Raw genomic sequence first — 16,124 nt, 5'->3', positions numbered from 1 at the left:
TCCTAACATTCTTCTATGATCAGCCTCTTTTTTTCGTAAAATCTGTCTGAATTGGAATAAAACTCTAGGATGTTTTTAATTACGTCCTTGTGACTGCGTACGTTGTTTTCTACGAGCCATTCTAGTGCCGTCTTGCGTTTTTTCAGCTCGTATGTTATCTGATCATCGGACGTGCCCGTTTTTTCCTTGATCTTGTTCATCACAATACTGTTGCCTGCAAATTCATGTTTGTCCTCATGAGGATTCCACTTGAAGACCTCGTGAGTTTTTATTTCGCCAGTCTTGTTATCGATGCCTGCGATCTCTGATATCTGAATGACTCTTCTTACAGATTTGTCGCCTACTCGCATTTTTAGCTGTAATGTGATTATGTCAAGCGTGTTTGCAATCAAAGTTCTTGGAACGTCCATTGGAGATGATGTCAGCCTCGTGAGTGTGGCCTCAACAGAATCTGCGTGTATGGACGAGAATCCTCCATGCCCAGTTGCCATTGCCTGAAACAGTGTGTATGCTTCCCTTCCTCTTGTCTCTCCAACTATAATGATATCTGGTCGTTGCCTGAGAGCCGCCCTGAGTAAATCATACTGGGTTATCTCACCTATCTGGCCGTCAGTAAAATTTTGGCGTGATACTGCAGGTATCCAATTCTCATGCAATAGATTTAATTCGTGCGTATCTTCTATGCTCACTATTTTCTGTCCTGGTCTTATGAACGAGGACAATGAATTCAGTTGCGTTGTCTTGCCGCTTGCAGTACCGCCTGCGACCAGCATGGTGGAATTGTTCTCCACCGCATACCAAAGGTATGCTGCCTCGTATACTGAGATGGTTCTAAATTTTATCAAATCCACTATTGTGATTGGATCTGCCCTAAAACGCCTGATTGTAAAGGTGCTTCCTCTTTTTGTAATCTCGCTTCCAAGCGTCAGGTTTATCCTACTGCCATCGGGCAGCGATGCGTCAACTATTGGGTTTGCAAGCGAGGCGTGCTTGCCTCCAATATAGGACATCTTTTGGACAAAATTGTTAAGCTCGTCTTCACTTTCGTATACTATGTTTGTTGGAACAGATTCGAATTCGCGGTGCCATACATAAAGTGGTATGCCGGTGCCATCACAACTAATCTCTTCTATCATGTGGTCTCGCATTAATGGCTCTATTTTGCCAAGATAGACAAAATCTCGAACTGCATAATATGTGATCTTGGAGAGATTCCTTGTGGGGATTTCAATATTGTATTTTCTTATAAGGTGAAGAATCTTACTTTTGAGCTCACGCGCAGCTTCTTTTTTTGTTTTTATGTGATTAAGCGATATGTCCAGCTCTGATATGAGTAGTTTTTTTATTACCTTAAAGTTGGTCTCATCAGTTTTGCTCATCTGCGGCTCGATGATTACGTATCTAAAACCGTTCTTTGATGTGGAATCCTTGATCAGACCAGAATAAATCTCTGCATCCTCAAAGCTTATTTTGTTAAGCGTTTTGAATTTTGGAATTATGTCGCTGTCAAGCTTGACAGAACTGTCAATCTCTGGCCTTACAGCTTCTTGGAGCTTTGTCTGTTTTTTATCTACTATGAATTTTGAAAAATTAATCGGGTTTGTTTTTCTTATTCGTATCAAATAGTTACTATGTGGAAATTTGCTGCTTTTCACTGCAATTACACGCATAAAATCACACATAAGCGATTGTGAGTTCACCTGAACAACATTCTGTTTACATTTACCAAATGTGGAATTTGCATTGTATTGTACCTAATGCCGCGCAGACAAACTAGGGGTAAATATGTTTGAGGTAAACAAAAAGCTATTCAACATTGGAAAAAATTCCAAGACGTCAAAAGAAAAAACATTTGGAACAAAGGTAAAACCAGATGCAAAGTCATGGCAAGAGGAAAACAGAGAGAGAATCTCAAAGTTTCTGTCGAAGGCAAAGGAAAACTACAACGGGATAATACTGCCTGATATCAACTATGAGGAAGGCCGTTATCTCTATCTTGCATTAAAGGAGGCAGGCGAGGCAGTTAATGAGACAGGCTTTATGGATATGCTGGCAAGCACAGAGCCACCTCTTCTGGAAAGGTTTGTGCACAACCAGTTTCTTGTATGTCCGCACCACAAGTCCTCATTTCTGGTAAACGTGCGTATGTTCTGCCCAAAGTGCGATTCTATCTGCGTTCAAAGGCTGCACCTATTTGAGCACAAAAGCTGCGGTTATCTTGCAGAAAAGTCCAGATTCTCAGAAGATAACAGTCAACTAAAATGTCCCTCATGTGATAAAGTGGTTAAAAATCCACAAAAAGAGATGCGTGTTCCTGCCGCATGGTATTTTTGCAGTGATTGTGGGGAAAAGTTTGATGATGCAACAATAAGACTGTATTGCAAAGAGTATGATCATGATTTTTCAATATCTGAGGCAATGACTGTTACAATATATGGTTATTCGGTTGCAAGCTCAGAACGATTCCAGTTTGATTATTTGAAATTAAAAAATGATGTCGTAAAGACACTCTCGGAATTCGAGCTTGCAGTGGAGGAGAACTATCTTGTTAAGGGGAAGAGTGGAAACGATCACATAATTGACGTTTATGCGACGAACAAGAAAGGTCAGTCGGTTTTCATTCTGATAAACAATTCGGAATCAAATTCGGTTGACTCTAGAATAGTTCAAGTTCTTGATACGATGCCAAATACGGCTATTCTGGCAGGGTATCCAGCTATAAGTGAGAAGACAAAATCTGTGGCATCAAAATACAATGCCACTGTAATTGCGTCACAGAACGTACAGGAGATCCTCTCCGAGATAAAAAAAATCGTATCACAGAAAATGAATCTTGGTGTGACGGCGGCAAGATGATTCTATCAAGATCTGCCAAAGACAGGCGCGGAGTAAACCAGATAGTTGGTAGTCTGTTCATGCTCGCATTGGTGGTTCCAGTGGGCACAGTGGTGCTCACAAAGGGACTCAATGAGACAGGTGAGATAACAAACAGGCTTGCCAGCGGAATTACATATCAGAATGAAGGTGGCCGGGAATCGCTTGTATTTGAAAACATAATGTTTGATCCAAATAGTAACCAAGTCACATTATCTATACGAAATGTCGGAAGTGTGGAAAGTATGATCGTAAAGATATTGATGGTAAAGATGGATACGCAGGAAATACTTGTCAACGAAAAGTCAATTGCAGTTAGGGCACAGCCAAAGACAGGCACAAATATCATAACTGAGGCAGATCTGCAATTCTCACAAAAATGGGATGATCCTAACTACCTGAACTCTGAATACAAAATTTCAGTTCTCACATCAAAGGGTAATTTTTTTGAGATTATGGCGAGGCCGTTTAACACATGATGATGAGGACAAGACGTGGCATATCTGAAGTAATAGCCACACTTATGCTACTTGGCATAACTGCAGCAGGCTCGCTATTTCTTGCAAATCTGATGCAGGGAAGCGGATTTGGGAGCATGGGGGCAAATACTGCATCACCAGTATCGCCTACCTATGCTGTCAAGCTGATTGGATATGATACGCGTGACTCTACAGGGTTACTTGATGTACAGACACTTGAGAACCGTTTTGATAAAAAACTCTGCACACAATCGTGTTCTGCCTTAGCTGATAGTATACCACAGAACGGCGGGACAGAATTCATTGCAGTCCAGATAAAAAATGTGAGCACGAATTCGTTTTACATAAAAAGCATCCGGATATCCGGAATGACACACGTATGGGATGAGCAGACATGGGGCGTGCATCTTGATGCAAGCTCCGATGATTCTTCCGGCAAATATCCGCAAAATGGCAAGTTTAGCATTGTCACATCGTCATGGCTGCAAAAATCCAGCAACGAGATATTTCCTGATGAGGAAGTAATACTGGTTGCAAAGCTTTCAAAAGACATCACGCCAGACATACAACTTGCAAGACCACTACAAGTGTTAGTTGACTTTGGAAGCATTCGTGCAACAGAGTTTGTGGTTATGAGCGGTGATGCAAAGTGAAAAGGCGCGCAATCTCCACTGTAATCGGTTCTGTCTTCTTTATGGTATTGATGACTGCAGGTATGTCAGTATCGTATCTTGTAATAGAGGCGCAGTCAGATATGATATCGGCACAGCAAACAATAGCTGATGCTGAAATAAAGAAAATTCAGGAAAAGTTCTACGCCGTAGCGTCAGTAGGTGCAAACAACAAGATTGTCGTGTATGTGCAGAATCAGGGCTCAAATTCGCTTGTAATTGACACGTTGTGGCTCGTTAATAAGACAGGAACATCTCAGGCTGTAAAGTATGATCTCAACTATGCGGACTCGGTACTTGCGCCTGGATATGGTGGCGATGTAGCGGAAAATCAGCAGATATTCCTTAATCCGGGTGAATACGATGTCAAACTGGTATCCTCTCTTGGAACGATAAAAACGGCAGAGCGTCTCAGTGTGGGCGGTTCTAACAGCTTGAAGGCAAAACTGATACTCAATCCGCCAGATGTAAGGCTTGGCGAGAACGCGACTGCATTACTTTATGTGACAAATGTTGGAAACACCAAAATGATTAATGTCACCTCGGGGCCAATAACGGTTAGTCCGCCAACTGCAGTACTTGCCTCATCGCCAATAGTGCAGATAAAATCAGACCTGCTTCCGGCAGAATCGGCAATACTTTCTTGGAAATACAGGCTGATGGGGCCTGCAGGAACTAATGTTACGTTCTCGACTTTTGCTCAGGGAATAGAAAAACCTACAGGAATTACAAAGCAGAGCAATACTGATCAAGGAATAGTGTTGTTACGTGATAATTCTGAACCGGGTTCAATTGTGTCGTCGGATCTTTTCTCGCGTCCAGAGATTTACATGGTAATACCAAATACCTTTGGTGATGCATCTGATAAGGGAGTATGGGGGGTTAACATTGTAAATCCTACTGATCAACCAATATACGTAAGCAAGGTGGTAATCAGCACACAGACCTCGCCTGCAAATGCCAATGATAAAATATTTGATTCTGGATGTAGCACGATAACAATACCGCCTACATCAAACCATTGGTCGTGTCCAACACTAAATCAATTGATGTGGAAAAACACCATATCGCCTCAATTAATACCTGCTAAATCGGTATTTCCATTTATGGTCAAAGTTACACCTGGAGATCTACAGGGAAGCGGAACTGAGCCTGAGACTATCGTAGTGCAAACAAATGTGTTTACAACACTTGGTCAATTCGGCAAGTCTGCATATGGTACTGCAATGAGAACATCATCATCGATACCTAACGTGTATATCTCAAAAGTGGTGGATTCGACCAACACTGTGGATATAATAGCAAACAAAACTGGCATTCTCCCTGGCTCGACGCAGACATTTCATGTGGTACTGGCAGACATGGAGAGTGGAACTGCAAACAAAATAAGTGCAGGTTCTAGATTGATAATCAACATCCCAAGGGGTTGGTCTGATGTTAATGTAATAGGGAATACAGGTTTTACGACCCCGACATTCCAGTCGTTTCCCGACGGCTCATCGCAGCTGGTAGGACAGCTACTCTCTGATTTGACCGGAGCTGGTGGAGTTGGCAAGACAATATCGTTTACGGCAACGGCACCACCAATATCTGACACCAGATTATACATAATGTACGTTCTAGCAGACGGATATGTTAATGGAAATATAGTGATAGGCCCGCTTGCTGAAGTTGTATTGCGTGTATCTCCAAACTAATTGTTTGATCATTTTTAAATATGAATGAATATTCCAACACAGTTATTGATATCGCCCAGACGGTATAATCTGAAACTGGCGATTGCAATCATTCTGTGCATTACATTAATCGTTATTCCAAGTAATAGTTCCTATGCCGAACGATTATTGGAACAATACGGAGATAAGGTTACAGTGTCAGCAGAATTAACAAGATTGAAAATAAATTACAAAGGTGGCTTTGCGGATTTTAATGATCCTGGCGGGTTTATGACTGGTGAGGTTGCAGTATTATACAGCTTCTCAGAACCAGGACATCGCAACATTTTGGAGACTGAGCTTAATCTGTCTGGATGGGATCTACAGCTTCATGATAGTGTGCCGCACAATGCGCCATCTACATACAAAAAGGCCATCAATCGTGATTTTGCTGCGCACACAAAATACATTCACGTAGAGTGTCACCCTACTGGTACCCTGAACGCTGTTTTTACAGTATACAACGTAAATGGAAGATGGCCCAACTGGGAGGGAATTTTGGTGGATGCAGCTAAAGCAGCCAGCTTTGCGACCCTTAGACAGCTTGCAATAGAGGTAGGGTATATAGCAGCAGAAGGCTCTACTATGGGCGGCTTGCTTGTTGCGGCAGCAGGCGCAGTAATCATCCAGAATATACTGTATACTATTAGGGGTAACGAGTCACTAGGAATAGGCACACTTGAAGTCGACCTGCAAGAGCTTGGAGAGAATGGAGAGAAGACATACACTGTAACGACAGCAGAAACGCAGTATGGTAATGCAGAAATTGAATTTAAGGTAAAGACAGTTACGGAGGATATCCCATGTAGCGATATTACATCATCGGCTACAAGCCTGCACCATGATGAATTGTATGCCATACTCGATGATGAATTTACAATCCAGCAAATACCTGGATGGATAAAGCAGAATGCCAAGTGGTGGGCAGACGGCACCATTTCTGATGCTGATTTTGCATCTGGAATAGGCTTTTTGGCAATGCACGGTATAATTTTAACAAGTATGGAAACAAACATTGATGGAACGATTTTGATAAACGAGAATCTCAGTATTCCATCCTGGATAAAGCAGAATGCCAAGTGGTGGGCAGACGGCACCATTTCTGATGCTGATTTTACATCTGGCATTGAGTATATGATGGATAAGAAAATCATCACATTATCAGAGCCTCCGACAAAAAAATCAGTATCTGCTATCGCAAGCAAGAAATTCAAAGAGTTGTATGTGATAAGCAGACAGAATGAGGCAATAACATCCTCGCTTGTTGAAATTACAATATATCAAAAACAAATATTCAACAACGTCATTGATGATGCGTGGGAAAAATATGAGCAGACACAAGAACAATCAGATCTTAAGGATGCCCAAAAAATTGCTTCAGAGCTAAAAGATGTAGAAATGCGAATCCAACTATTATCAAAGACCCAAGGAATTGCAAAGCAAAGCACACAAAATCTAGTAAAAACTGCAGCAAAGCACAGTTTGATGCAATCTGATCTTGAAAATTCGGTGAAGGGAAAAATAATATCAGTTCCAAAAATAGACACACACCAAAAGATGAGTGCTGCAATTGCCAGCGTGGAAAATGCAAACAAGCAGAACGTAAAGAACCTTGAAACTGCGCTTGGCCTCCCATCGGGAAAAGTACTAGATGAGCTGCTATGGAATCAAAATACTATAACATCTGAAAGTACGAGTGGCGGCACTGGCAAGATTACTAGTATTCTTGGCACTGCGGTAGGTCCTGATTTCTTCAAAGACTACTATGGTGTACCTGATCATATGCCAATATCGGCAGTGTTTGATGATAACTGGTTAGTAGCAAAAGCAGTCAAAGATGACATGCAGGTAATAATGAAAATCAACACTGCAAATCTGCCTGAGCAGCCAAAGGAGGGCACAAAAACGGAGCCTGAAAAAGTACAGGCGGGCAGGCAGGTAGCTGCGCTTGTAATTGGAGGCAAGTATTATCCACTTTCCCAGTTCGTCGAAGTTCCGGCACACGAGCCAAACTGTGATGCATCACACTATCACAGTGAAATATCGCCGGTGGTGTCATCCGATGGAACAACAATGGTTGACCCAAACCCTTCAACTTGCGGCTTTGGCAAAGTAGGCATCATACCAGTTGATGTGATATTCATGTCAGAAGGACAGATTAACGTATTCAGAGAGGCTACGGGTCTTGAGCCGTAAAATGGCTTATTCGTAAGATTCGTCCTCTTCAATCTTTTTGGGCTTTCTTAGTGCAAAGAATATTCCAAGCCCGATAACTGCGACTCCGCCAGCGCCTGCATACGTTATCCACTCTGGAAGCTCTGTCTTGTTTTCTTGTGTTGTCTGTGTCACATCAAAACTGACGGACTTTTGCTCACCTGTGAATCCTTCTGCAGTTGCAAGAATCTGCAATGATATTTTGGGGGGCTGTTTTGCGTTTATCTGAACTATGGCATATCCTTCCTCGTTTGTCTTGATGGTTTCAGGAATTATTGTGGCATCATTTGATACTATTTTGAGCGTGGCACCGTTAACTGACTTTTGTTCTTCATCGTCTACATAGATTTTCATCTCTGCTGGTTGCTCTGCTAAAAGTGGCTCACTCACACTTCCAAGGCTTATCTTTAGCTTTGTGATGGCAGACTTGGTATCTACCTGCGTTTGGGCCCCAAGGATTCCTTTGGCACTTGCCTTTATTATAACACTGCCTGCCTTCTCGTTGGTCTGTATTGGAAAGCTAGCAAAGGATGCGCCCTTTGGCACTATGATGTAATCTGGGATGCCAAGAAAATCAAACTCAGACGGCGTGATCTTTACCCTGATGTCTTCGGTAACACTAATTGGATTGTCATAAAAGTCAAGGACTTGAATTATTCCAGAGTATTCTGTTTTTTCCGGGCTCAGGATATCAAACGGTACTGATATTGCAAGCTTGGCAGTAGGCTCTCTTGCAAAAACGTGCTGGGATTGCAAACCCGGATCGGCTGACTCGCCAATTGGAACCGTCCTTATTGTAATTGGTTCTTTAGCATCTGACTGTATTAGGTTGCCAAGAAATGATACGTGAGAGTATGTCTTGCCCTTTGGTATGGTGAGAATTTCGTTTATTGGCGTTACCAAATATCGTATCTCATTTTCAACTGCAGTCGGCCTGTTTTTGGAGTCCAGCGAGATTATGAATACATCAAAGTATCCGTTCTTATCAAATAGGATGGATTTGTCTCCGGTAGGTGAAAATATCATGGATTTTTCCTGCTTGAGCGTGTTTATGACCTCGGTTGTAGTCGATGCTGCACCAATTCCCTTTATGGTCGATGCCAGAACTACAGAGCCTGTCTCTTGGCCGGTCTCGATTTGAGCGGTTCCATGGGATGATGATACGTCCATCTTTCCTACAGAGTTTACCTTGAGCAAAAGGTTGTTGCTTGATATGAGGCCTATTTTGTGGTCACTACCAATAGAGTCATAGTTTTCATTAACTATGAGGGGAAGAAACTCGCCTTCCTTGGTTTCTGTACTGTTCTCAGAATCTGATACAACATACAGCGTCCCGATTTGATACACTGCAATTGTCTTTGATTTTGTTGGAACTTTGTCAAGTGTGAATATCTGCATTGTCTTGTTGACAACCAGCGGGTTGCTTGTTGTAAGCGGTTTTACTGTCTGAAAGGAGTCCATTGCAACTCCTAGTCCCTTTGTTGTAGCACCTATTGTTATTGTCTTGCCTTCCTTTGCAAGATCTAGTCTTTGCTTAAAGTGGTAGCTGAACTCGCCTTTCTTTATGGTTTGGGACAGGTTTAGCTCCTTGACTGCTCTGTCGATCTGGTCATTAATTGACTGGTCATCGGAGAAAAACTGCAGCTTGATGTCTTCCTGAGCAAATGTAGGAAGGCCGTCAGAGTCTACCAGGCTTACTATAATGTCAATGTCACGCTTTAGCGTGGCAGGAATCTTTTCTGGGAATATGTTGACTGCAAGTGATGATGGTAACGATGATGATACCCTGATTTCTTTTGCCTCATCAAATCCTAGCTTGTCAGCTGATGCCCTGATGAACGCGTTGCCCACCTTTTCCTTTGACTTTATTGTACCAAGGACATAGCTGTTGCCTTTCTTTATTGACTGTTCTGTGATTTCTACTGTTACCAGATTTTTCTCATAGTCTAGCGCTATTGGGATATCGTATGGCGCCTGTGCTATTGTACCATCAGCGTTTTGTAGATACAGAGAAAAAGGCATCTCAGAGTTTACGCTCATCTCTGGGGTTGGCAGGTTTACTATCATTTTTAGGTCGCTTGTAAGATCATTGCTTTGGTCGCCTACTGTCAATGTGGCAAAGCTAAGCTCGTTTCCAACTGATGCAAAAATGTTTGTCGTACCTTGGATTCCTGTGGTCTTTACATCAAATACGGTGTATTGTGAGCCTGCAGGAATTGTCACTTCTTGCGGCACGGTAGCAACACTGGGATTTTCCGACTCTAATTTTACTATGGTATCATGTGTGGCCTTGCTAAGCGTTCCCTGCTTGCCTGCAAGCCCCACATAGCCTATTTTGTGCGATTTTTCGCCCGGCTCTACAACTGCCGGTGAAATCACTACTATTAGTTCTGTCGTGCTTTGAGCATGCGTTAGAACCAAGTTTCCTAAAACTATGATGCATAATGCCATTACTATGAGGAGGGTTTTCAGGCAAAGCTCGCGTAACAATTTTGAGCCTCCATAAAAAGAAAAAAGTGGGTTAGCCACTTTGTTGTCCGATTACCACAGTGTTGACAAAAACGGCACCGTTGGTAGTGGTTATCTTGAACTGTGTGTCTCGTCCTGACTTCATGTTTTCACTGAGTGCAAGCACTACGCTCACTGTTTGTCCTGGTTGTATGTCTGGGACAGAGCTTGGAGATATGATCTCACTAGTGCCTTGTCCGCTCGCAATTGTGTATTGTCCATTGTTTAGTGCATTTGTATCTGTTGGTATAGTGTAATCGTAGATTGTACCACCAAATCTAAGCTCACTAATCGTTATGGATTGGACGCTGTCATTCTTAAGATATACTGCAATTCGTTCTCCTACTTCTTTCTGTGCATTGGATTCTAATGAATCGGTGATAAATGAATTTCCGTTATGATCTTGGATTTGTTGTATTGCTCTTGCATCATATCCTAAAATCTTTGCCGCCTCAATAGTGGGCTTTCCACTAAGCTGAGACGAGCTAAAGAAGTTCTGCGAGTATGCAAAGACTATTGCACCGCCGACTACGGCAATTGCAACTAGCAACAGCGTGGCAATTACAGGCGCTACTCCTTTGCGCGATTTATGAAGTCTTCGAGTGTTGTTTTGTATGTTCATTAAAGAATGTGGGGTATCGCAGATGTTAAGCCAAATGCTGTTCATTCAACACAGCATTTTCTATTAAAAATATTTCAACTCCAAAAGAACTGGTCAAGACCAGTCTGTTTTGGTCTACCGACTATCTTGTCAAAATCAAGGTCCATGGAGGATGTTATCTGGTCCAGAGTGGACTCCATAAATTCCATATACTTTGCAGAATCAATCTCATCTTGTCTTGCCATCTCTACTGGCTTTACGCCAGGCTTGTTGATTATTTTTACGTATGATATGATATCGCCACGCTTTATCTCGCGGTGCTGCTCTAACAATTTTGCTGCGCGTATGTGCTGAGGAACTGTCTTGTCATATTCATCGGGTGCCTTGCTTATCATTACATTGAAGGCAAGATCTGGAATCGGTATTTTCTTTTCCTTTACTTTTGTCGCACATTCTGAAATTTTATCACTAATCTTTTTCTTTGCGGCTTCGAAATCGTTTGCGGTTTCAACTTTCGATAAAATATCTAGCAGCTCGTAAAACAAATTCTTGATGAATGGAGGAGTGTGGCTTTTTTTGCCTGTCAAACCTTTTACGTCCACTTTTCCGTCCTTTGTCACCCCAAGATAGTTTTTCTTTCTGTTACTTAATACTACATAGCGGTATATCTTATCCACTTCTAATTCTACACCATGATCCGCTTTTGCAGTTTCAATAATTGACGATATTTGTTCTTGAGTTGGATTTTTTATAAAGAGACTGTCTGTATCAGAGTATAATACCTGAATTCCTCGTTCTTTACACTTTTTGATCGTCTCCATGATTATGTGTCTGCCAATCGCAGTGGTAGCTTCTGCCGCTGGAAGAAAATACAGTGGAAATATCTCCGCACCCATCACCCCGTAGCTGGCATTTAGGATAACCTTGAGCGCTTGGCTTACTACAGTGTATTGTTCTTTTTGCTCCTGAGTTTTCGCCCTTTTTGCCAGGCTTTTGTAATAGTTCACCCTTAGATCTCGTAGTGAGCCAATCAACATTGATGTAAGACCGTTGTATTTTGTGCACACCCAGTGATTTGTATCTGGAATGGTGTTATTCTTACATTCATCATGCGTACATCTTACTGTTTCATATGATAGATTGCGCACCTTGATTATGCTGGGATAGAGGCTTGCAAAATCCATAATAGTCACATTAAAGTGGATTCCCTCTGTAGGTTCTACCACCAGCCCTCCACGGTACTTTTTGTCTTTAATGACTGCGTCATTCATAACTCCCTGTGACTTGCTGTCAAGCTCCTCTCTTCTTGGGATCATCGCGTTTCTTTGCCTATGCTCATAGTACAACAAGCTGCGAATCCACTGTGATACGCCCATCCTTGCAATATCATCAACTGGCATCCTTGCGATCCTAGAAATTACAACCAGCAAATTCATCAACAAATCGCTGTTAAAGCTGGTAAGCTTGAGCGTAATCCTTGCATCATTATAGCAATAATTGGCAAGCTGATAGTTTGTTAGTCTGTCAAGGTCTACGCCGTAGTCGATCTTTGACTCGCCCAAAAGCGCCTTTGTGACGCTATTTAGGGAAAAATCAGTGTATTTGTGGCTGAACGCGTAGATCTGAAACGACCTGTTCGACATTGTTCTGTAAAGGTCGATATGCACCCCATGCTTTAGTGTGGCAGAATCACGCATCATGTATAATGGATTGTCCGAGTTTTTCAGGCCTAGTCTTTCTGCCCTGTTATACAGATATGGCATGTCAAAGTCATCGCCGTTGTATGTGATCACAAACGGATAGTCAGCTATTATCTTGAATGCATCCTCTATCATTTTCTTCTCATCGTTTTCTGCATAGAATGTCACCTTGATATCAGGTGGCAGCTCGCTCGTCCCATCATTAGAGCCAGTCTTTCGTAAAACAAAGACCTGTTTGAAACCATCAGAGCCTGCAAATCCTACTGCGGTGATACGTTTTTCTGCAATCTTGGGGTCCGGAATTCTGCCAATCTCTGATTCTACCTCGATATCAAAGCTAAGCCTCCTTATTTTTGGAATCGGTTGGTTCAAAAGGTGTGCCCACTGCGTGATGTATTCCTGGAATTCTTTTACATCTACCAGTCCCTTTGTGGTGTTTGCGTCAAGAAGCAAGCTCTTCATTGCAAGGTTGACGTCCTCACTGAGCTTAAAATCATGAGGAATTATTCTGCCATTCTCTATTCTGTAAAACTTGCCAACTATCAGGCCTTGATCATACAGGTAATTCTCATAATATTTGATATCTGACTCCCATGTCTCTATGATGTTTCTTATGCTCTTGTCAGTTTGTGTTCCGCCGATTGCAAGTGGGTCAGCCACAATTATCTTTGAGACTGTCTCCTCTGCATCCTTGAGAAAATTTTTCCGCTTTACTGCCTCTATTTTGATAATGTCTTTTCTTGAAGATAAAAATCCAAGCTCGTCTGGTTTTAGCTTAGAGTAACAGTACGGCTTGTGTCCTGTCTGATCCTTCCATAGTACGATCTTCTGCGTTTCCGGATTGTAAAACTTTAGCACTGCCGACTGGCTCTGGTTGTCATAAGTTGCAGATACTAAAAGCGATGGCGCTAATGTTTCTAGCGGTTCTGACACAACTCACACCTTTGGCTCATCAGTTAGTGAGCTTGCCCATCGCTGTATTCTTTTTTTGTCAAGCTTTACTATTTCCACTCCGGCTTCTCTTAGAAGGTCATAGTCAGTCTCAGGGTATGTGTCAAGGCAGACTATTCTTTTGATTCCTATGGTTATTGCCATCTTGGTGCATTCCAGGCATGGCACAAAAGTAGTATACAGTATAGCATCCTTTGTTCCAGCCTCTATTCCCATTATAGCACAGTGCATTATGGCGTTTGCCTCAGCATGGTTGCACAGACACCTATCAAGCGATGCGCCAGACTCTATCTTGCCTTCCATTCTGAGCATGCATCTTTTGCAGCCGCCCTCAAAACAGTTTTTCACGCCAGGCGGTGTGCCATTATATCCTGTGGCAATCTGGCGGTTGTTCCTTACTATGACTGCACCGACCTGCCTTGTCATGCAGTTTGAGCGAAGCTTGGCAAGCTCTGCCTGTAGCATAAAGTATTCATCCCAGTTGGGTCGCTCAAACTTTATCACACCAAATCCACAATCTATTTGATATTTTAGTGGATCTGTACTGCTCTTTTTAGTTGAGCTTGAAGCTACATTCTGCTAAACAAAATAATAAAATGCGCAGATCGGCCTAACTGAAGGTACTTGGCAGAGTATCTGGAGCACAAATTCATACGAGCAAATACGGTGGAAGCACGTGAATACCAAATCGCGCTTGCAAACCAGGCAAAAAGTGAGAACTGCATGATTGTGCTGCCTACTGGACTTGGCAAGACGGCGGTGGCACTGCAGGTAATAGCTGAATATCTGCAAAGAGGCAAAGGGGGAGTTCTATTTCTTGCACCCACAAGGGTTCTTGCAAACCAGCACTATGAATTCCTAAAGAACAATCTCAATCTTGATGATATCGCACTCCTGACGGGAGAGGATGTACTTGCAAAAAGAAAAAAGCTTTGGGCAAACAGCGTTGTTTGTGCGACTCCAGAGATTACAAAAAATGATCTTGAGCGTGGCATAGTTTCAGCCGACCAGTTCTCGCTTGTAATATTTGACGAGGCCCACAGAACAATAGGTGATTATTCCTATTCCTACATTGCACAAAAGCTTGCTGCAACTAATGCGCGTATAGTTGGCATGACTGCGACATTGCCAAGCGAGAAGGAAAAAGCAACTGAGATAATCACCACGTTGAGGATAGCAAGCGTTGCACAAAGAAACGACGACAGCCCTGATGTAAGGCCTTATGTGCAGCAGACAAACACCGAGTGGGTAAAAGTTGAGCTACCCGAAGAGTTAAGGCAAGTGCAGTATTATCTAAGAAAAGCACTTGCAGTACAGCATGACCTGCTTCAGAGATGCGGCCTGAAGCTCTCAAACGCGCCTTCGCTCTCACAACTTCTTCGAGCGCGCGATTTTGTAATAAGGCAGAACAGGCGCGCAGCAAAGCCGCTGTTCACTGCAATCAGACTCCACTATGCGCTCAACATTTTAGAATCGCACGGGATCACATCATTTCTTCGGTTCTGTGAGCGCACAAGGGAGAAAAAGGGCGCTGGAATAAGGGAACTCTTTGAGAGTGATTCCAACTTTGTTCGCGCTCTTGCATACGCAAAAGATGCCCAGAAAAAGGGAATAGAGCATAGCAAGATACCCAAGCTTGCAGAAATTATAAAATCACTTAGCGGCAAGATAATAGTCTTTACAAGCTATCGCGATTCCGTTGAGATAATCCATGAAAAGCTTATCCAGATGGGAATTTCTGCAACTTTTCTTATCGGCAAGGCAGGAGAGACGGGCCTGAAACAAAAAGAACAGATTGAGACAGTGCACAAGTTTCGTGACGGGAAATATAACGTGCTGATTGCAACGCGAGTTGGAGAGGAAGGACTTGATATCTCGGAGGTCAATACCGTGATATTCTTTGATAACGTGCCAAGCTCCATTCGGTTCATACAAAGGAAGGGAAGGACAGGACGCAAGTCTGCAGGAAGGCTGGTAGTGCTAATTGCCAAAGATACAATAGATGAGGTCTATTATTGGGTGGGACAAAGAAAGATAAAGTCAGCTCAGAGCATGGGCGAGCGCCTCAGCCGTGATCTGCAAAAACAAAATAACGGAACATCGAGCTCCGTACTCGATGCATACTTTTAGGCAAGCCTCTTGATGATGTGATAGCCAAATTCTGATTTTACCGGCTCTGATATCTGGCCTATTGACAGCTTGAAAGCGGCTACCTCGAACGGTTTTACCATCATGCCGCGCCCAAAGTATCCAAGGTCGCCACCACGTTTGCCGCTGCCCCTGTCAGTTGACAGTTCCTTGGCAAGCTCGGCAAACTTTTCGCCTTTTTTGAGCCTCTCAAGTATTGCAAGTGCTTGACTCTGCTTTTCAACAAGTATGTGGGCGCATTTTATTTTCTCCATAAATATCAC

General features: G+C 42.7%; 12 protein-coding genes. 6 read left to right on the top strand and 6 right to left on the bottom strand.

Annotation, left to right across the window (positions count from 1 at the left end; all coding sequences use genetic code 11):
- Positions 1 to 2: 2 nt before the first annotated feature.
- Complete coding sequence (locus NITUZ_RS04595) at positions 3 to 1,655, bottom strand: type II/IV secretion system ATPase subunit (protein ID WP_244443811.1); 1,653 nt, start codon at positions 1,653 to 1,655, stop codon at positions 3 to 5.
- A gap of 130 nt (positions 1,656 to 1,785) precedes the next feature.
- Between NITUZ_RS04595 and NITUZ_RS04590 the strand changes: the two genes are divergently transcribed.
- The 5 genes from NITUZ_RS04590 (at position 1,786) to NITUZ_RS09660 (ending at position 7,935) form a co-directional block, all read left to right on the top strand.
- Positions 1,786 to 2,856 (top strand): TackOD1 domain-containing metal-binding protein, encoded by a 1,071-nt coding sequence (locus NITUZ_RS04590; RefSeq protein WP_048195771.1) that lies wholly within the window; start codon positions 1,786 to 1,788, stop codon positions 2,854 to 2,856.
- Entirely contained in the window at positions 2,853 to 3,353 is a 501-nt protein-coding gene (locus NITUZ_RS04585; protein ID WP_048195769.1) for a hypothetical protein, read from the top strand. The genes NITUZ_RS04590 and NITUZ_RS04585 overlap by 4 nt, the downstream gene beginning before the upstream one ends.
- 2 nt (positions 3,354 to 3,355) lie before the next feature.
- A complete protein-coding gene (locus NITUZ_RS04580; RefSeq protein WP_211198873.1) occupies positions 3,356 to 4,006 on the top strand; it encodes an archaellin/type IV pilin N-terminal domain-containing protein in 651 nt (216 codons plus the stop codon).
- A complete protein-coding gene (locus tag NITUZ_RS04575) occupies positions 4,003 to 5,721 on the top strand; it encodes a hypothetical protein (RefSeq protein ID WP_048195765.1) in 1,719 nt (572 codons plus the stop codon). The genes NITUZ_RS04580 and NITUZ_RS04575 overlap by 4 nt, the downstream gene beginning before the upstream one ends.
- Before the next feature lie 147 nt (positions 5,722 to 5,868).
- On the top strand, positions 5,869 to 7,935 hold the full coding sequence (locus NITUZ_RS09660; protein ID WP_052370074.1) for a hypothetical protein: 2,067 nt from the start codon (positions 5,869 to 5,871) through the stop codon (positions 7,933 to 7,935).
- Positions 7,936 to 7,941: 6 nt separating this feature from the next.
- Here NITUZ_RS09660 and NITUZ_RS04565 read toward each other — a convergent pair whose 3' ends face one another.
- From NITUZ_RS04565 to NITUZ_RS04550, 4 genes are read right to left on the bottom strand one after another with little or no spacing between them, the layout of a single operon-like run.
- On the bottom strand, positions 7,942 to 10,443 hold the full coding sequence (locus NITUZ_RS04565; protein ID WP_155991340.1) for a hypothetical protein: 2,502 nt from the start codon (positions 10,441 to 10,443) through the stop codon (positions 7,942 to 7,944).
- A 31-nt stretch (positions 10,444 to 10,474) separates the two neighbouring features.
- Positions 10,475 to 11,128, bottom strand: a complete 654-nt coding sequence (locus tag NITUZ_RS04560) for an archaellin/type IV pilin N-terminal domain-containing protein (RefSeq protein WP_244443810.1) — start codon at positions 11,126 to 11,128, stop codon at positions 10,475 to 10,477.
- 29 nt (positions 11,129 to 11,157) lie between these two features.
- Positions 11,158 to 13,695 carry a DNA-directed DNA polymerase I gene (locus NITUZ_RS04555; protein WP_048195758.1) on the bottom strand — a complete coding sequence of 846 codons (2,538 nt, stop codon included), beginning with the start codon at positions 13,693 to 13,695 and terminating at the stop codon, positions 11,158 to 11,160.
- Positions 13,696 to 13,698: 3 nt separating this feature from the next.
- Entirely contained in the window at positions 13,699 to 14,217 is a 519-nt protein-coding gene (locus tag NITUZ_RS04550; RefSeq protein WP_177309451.1) for a deoxycytidylate deaminase, read from the bottom strand.
- A gap of 120 nt (positions 14,218 to 14,337) precedes the next feature.
- Between NITUZ_RS04550 and NITUZ_RS04545 the strand changes: the two genes are divergently transcribed.
- Positions 14,338 to 15,843 carry a DEAD/DEAH box helicase gene (locus NITUZ_RS04545; protein ID WP_048195752.1) on the top strand — a complete coding sequence of 502 codons (1,506 nt, stop codon included), beginning with the start codon at positions 14,338 to 14,340 and terminating at the stop codon, positions 15,841 to 15,843.
- Here NITUZ_RS04545 and NITUZ_RS04540 read toward each other — a convergent pair.
- Positions 15,840 to 16,115 (bottom strand): peptidylprolyl isomerase, encoded by a 276-nt coding sequence (locus NITUZ_RS04540; protein ID WP_048196092.1) that lies wholly within the window; start codon positions 16,113 to 16,115, stop codon positions 15,840 to 15,842. The genes NITUZ_RS04545 and NITUZ_RS04540 overlap by 4 nt on opposite strands.
- Positions 16,116 to 16,124 lie beyond the last annotated feature (9 nt).

Origin of the sequence: Candidatus Nitrosotenuis uzonensis (assembly GCF_000723185.1) — an archaeon.
GTDB lineage: Archaea > Thermoproteota > Nitrososphaeria > Nitrososphaerales > Nitrosopumilaceae > Nitrosotenuis > Nitrosotenuis uzonensis.
This window is presented reverse-complemented; position numbering and strand designations above follow the sequence as displayed.

What these genes read in the sequence shown, in the direction of transcription:
- NITUZ_RS04580 (WP_211198873.1), top strand. Translation starts at nt 3,356, where the DNA reads ATGAGGACAAGACGTGGCATATCTGAAGTAATAGCCACACTTATGCTA.
- NITUZ_RS04590 (WP_048195771.1), top strand. Translation starts at nt 1,786, where the DNA reads ATGTTTGAGGTAAACAAAAAGCTATTCAACATTGGAAAAAATTCCAAG.
- NITUZ_RS04585 (WP_048195769.1), top strand. Translation starts at nt 2,853, where the DNA reads ATGATTCTATCAAGATCTGCCAAAGACAGGCGCGGAGTAAACCAGATA.
- NITUZ_RS04560 (WP_244443810.1), bottom strand. Translation starts at nt 11,128, where the DNA reads ATGAACAGCATTTGGCTTAACATCTGCGATACCCCACATTCTTTAATG.
- NITUZ_RS04540 (WP_048196092.1), bottom strand. Translation starts at nt 16,115, where the DNA reads ATGGAGAAAATAAAATGCGCCCACATACTTGTTGAAAAGCAGAGTCAA.